We start from the raw sequence: 3,444 nt of genomic DNA on the forward strand, positions 1-3,444 counted from the left end.
GCTCGGCGGCCTCCTGAGCGGCCACGCGCTCACGCCACCGGCTGCTCGGCTGCGGCCTGCTCGGCGCGCTGCGCTGCGGCGCGCTCGGCGGCGGCCTTCTTCGCGGCTCCTGGGCGGCGACCTTCTCACGCCAGCGCTGCTCGGCGGCAGCCTGCTTCTCAGCGGCCGCCTTCTCGGCGGCGGCCTTCTCCGCGGCGGCCTGGCGCTCGGCCGCCTTCTTCGCGGCGTACTTCTCGGCAGCGGCCTGCTTCGCGGCCGCCTTCTCCTGGGCGGCCTTCTGCGCCGCCTCCTGCTGCGCGGCCTCCTCGGCCGCAGCCTTCTTCGCTGCGGCTCCTGGGCCGCCTTCTCCTGGGCGGCCTTCTGCGCCGCCTCCTGCTGCGCCGCCTCCTGCTGCGCGGCCTCCTCGGCCGCAGCCTTCTTCGCTACGGCCTCCTGGGCCGCCTTCTCCTGGGCGGCCTTCTTCGCGGCGGCCTCCTGGGCGGCCTTCTCGTCAGCGGCGGCCTTCTTCGCGGCAGCCTCCTGGGTGGCCTTCTCCTGCGCAGCCCTCTCGGCAGCAGCCTTCTTCGCCGCGGCCTCTTGGGCGGCCTTCTCGGCAGCGGCGGCCTTCTTCGCCGCGGCCTCCTGGGCGGCCTTCTCCTGCGCAGCCTTCTCGGCAGCAGCCTTCTCGGCGGCGGCCTTCTCGGCGGCCTCGGCATCCACGGAGGACTGACGCTCCACCTGTGCGGTGCGCTGCATCTCCACCTTGGAGTCCTCGGCGATGACGGCGTCCTCGCCCTTGCCGATCTGGCCCTGGGCGACACCGCCGGCGACGACGAGGCCGCCGGCGAGCACGGCCACGGTGGCCTTGGTCGCGGCACGGCCGGAGCGCTTGGCGTTGCGGGAGTGCAGGTGGTCAGTCACGATGAACCTCTTCCGAGCATGTCCGTGTGCATTCCCTGCGATCCCAGCAGAGCCCCCGCACCATGGCGGTTGCCGTCGAAACGAGTGACTCCCCGGCCGTCCACGCGGAGGATGCACACGGTGTGGACACGGGGGCGCCCGGAGCGATTCCTGCATCCGGGCACGGAGCTCAGGCTACACACAAGGTCACGGCAATGTCACGCGAACATCACGGAAGGCCGGCGGACACCTCCCACCCACGCGGCAAAACACCTTGTCAGATGCGATTATGAGAAATATCGACCGACCGTTCGTGTCGTGACCTCTGCCGTGATGCCTCATCATGTTCGAGACCGGGTCTCAGTAACAGCTGTGCCCCGCAGGATCATCGGACCCGCCGGGCGTCGCCGACCGGCTCGACACCTGCCGTCAGCGATCGCCGTGGACACGGACGTGAGCCGCGGTCTCACGGCCCAGCTCGAGCGCCGGGGCACCTGCCACGTCGACGGCCTGCACCCGCAGGTAATCCGGGTCGGACGTCTCCCGCACCTCCAGCACGACGCCCGGGCGGACGTGGGCGCGGGCCAGCTCCTGCAGCAGTTCGGCGTCGGTCTGCACGGCCTCGGCCAGGCCGGCGACGGTCGCACGGCCGCCCGCCGCATCCACCAGAGACCGGGAGGACAGGCCCATCTGTGCACTCCACTCCGCCGCGGACTGCCGGTCCGGACGGGGTGGGATGGGGGTGCCGTACGGCGTGGTGTCCGGGTCGTCGAGGATCTCGAGCAGCCGCTGCTCCACCTGGTCGCTCATCACGTGCTCCCACCGGCATGCCTCGTCATGGACATAGGCCCAGTCGAGTCCGATCACATCGGCGAGCAGCCGCTCGGCGAGGCGGTGCTTGCGCAGGACGGACACGGCCCGTTCCCGGCCCTGCTCGGTCAGCTGCAGCCGACGGTCCTCGCCGACGTGCACGAGCCCGTCGCGCTCCATGCGGGCGACGGTCTGGGAGACGGTGGGGCCGGAGTGCTCCAGCCGCTCCACGATGCGCGCACGCAGGGGCCGGATGCCCTCCTCCTCCAGCTCGAGGATGGTGCGCAGGTACATCTCCGTCGTGTCGATCAGATCGGTCATCCGCCGTCGCCCTTCTCACTGCCAGCCACTGCCCCCGGACAGCCTCCGGACGCCGCCCCAGTCTATCCAGCACCCGGTGCGGTGCCCGGCGTCACGGACGGGACGTCGTCGGGACGGCGGAGCACAATGAGGGCACGCACGTGCCCGAGTGCCGTGCGACCCTCCCCTCCCGGCAACAGAACTCGAGGTGACCTGCTGTGGCCATGGATCCGTCCGCCATCACCCTGCCCGCCCACCTGCTCCCCGCCGACGGCCGCTTCGGCGCCGGACCGTCCAAGGTCCGCGCCGCGCAGGTCGAGGCGCTGGCCGCCGCCGGCCCGCGGCTGCTCGGCACCTCCCACCGCCAGGCGCCGGTGAAGAACCTGGTCGGCAGCGTCCGGGAGGGCGTCTCCTCCCTGTTCTCCGCACCGGAGGGCTACGAGGTGGTCCTCGGCATCGGCGGCTCGACCGCCTTCTGGGATGCCGCGAGCTTCGGCCTGGTCCGTTCGAAGGCCCAGCACCTGAGCTTCGGCGAGTTCGGCTCCAAGTTCGCCCGGGCCACGGACAACGCCCCGTTCCTGGACGCCTCGGACATCCGCACCTCCGAGCCGGGCACCCGCCCCTCCCCGGAGGGCGTGGCCGGCGTGGACGTGTACGCATGGCCGCACAACGAGACCTCCACCGGCGTCTTCGCGCCGGTGGTCCGCCCCGAGGGCGTGGACGAGGACGCGCTCGTGGTCGTGGACGCGACTTCTGCCGCAGGCGGCCTGGAGGTGGACGTGGCCGAGGCCGACGTCTATTACTTCGCCCCGCAGAAGAACTTCGCCTCGGACGGCGGCCTCTGGCTGGCGCTGTTCTCCCCGCGGGCCCTCGAGCGCGTGGCCGAGATCAAGGCCTCGGACCGCTGGATCCCGGAGTTCCTGGACCTGGGGATCGCGGTGGAGAACTCGCTGAAGGACCAGACCTATAACACGCCGGCGCTGGCCACCCTCGTCATGCTGGACGAGCAGCTGCGGTGGATGAACGGCCACGGCGGCCTGGACTTCGCCACCGGACGCACCGCGGACTCGTCCTCCCGGGTGTACGCGTGGGCCGAGGCTCGGAGGTCGCCGCCCCGTTCGTGACGGACCCGGACGAACGGTCGAACGTGATCTGCACGGTGGACTTCGCAGACTCCGTGGACGCCGCGGCGGTCGCCAAGGCGCTGCGCGCCAACGGCGTGGTGGACGTGGAGCCCTACCGCAAGCTGGGCCGGAACCAGCTGCGCATCGCCACCTTCGCGGCGATCGAGCCGGAGGACGTGTCCGCCCTGCTCGGCTGCGTCGACCACGTGGTCGGTCAGCTCTCCTGAGCGGTCTCCTCGGCAGCCTCCTCGGCCTCCGGCGCCTCGGCGTCGGGGGCGAGTCCGCCTCCGGGGCGGGGGTCCGGGTCCGCGGCCTGTTCGGCCGGCGCGTC

Annotated in this window: 2 protein-coding genes and 1 pseudogene; 1 reads left to right on the forward strand and 2 read right to left on the reverse strand. The window is 72.1% G+C overall.

What is annotated here, in order from left to right:
- Together AC2W7A_RS10595 and AC2W7A_RS10600 are read right to left on the reverse strand one after the other, a co-directional pair.
- Positions 1–900, reverse strand: a 900-nt coding sequence (locus AC2W7A_RS10595) for a hypothetical protein (RefSeq protein ID WP_485991321.1), incomplete at its 3' end; no start/stop codon positions are given.
- A gap of 408 nt (positions 901–1,308) precedes the next feature.
- Positions 1,309–2,010, reverse strand: a complete 702-nt coding sequence (locus AC2W7A_RS10600; RefSeq protein WP_485991322.1) for a metal-dependent transcriptional regulator — start codon at positions 2,008–2,010, stop codon at positions 1,309–1,311.
- 203 nt (positions 2,011–2,213) lie between these two features.
- Here AC2W7A_RS10600 and serC point away from each other — a divergent pair.
- A pseudogene (gene serC, locus AC2W7A_RS10605) lies at positions 2,214–3,340 on the forward strand (phosphoserine transaminase).
- Positions 3,341–3,444: the final 104 nt, after the last annotated feature.

The sequence above is a fragment of the Micrococcus sp. LASM2_SD2 genome, from assembly GCF_057364565.1.

Excerpts from the sequence above, each read along its gene's own strand:
- AC2W7A_RS10600 (WP_485991322.1), bottom strand. The coding sequence starts at position 2,010 with ATGACCGATCTGATCGACACGACGGAGATGTACCTGCGCACCATCCTC.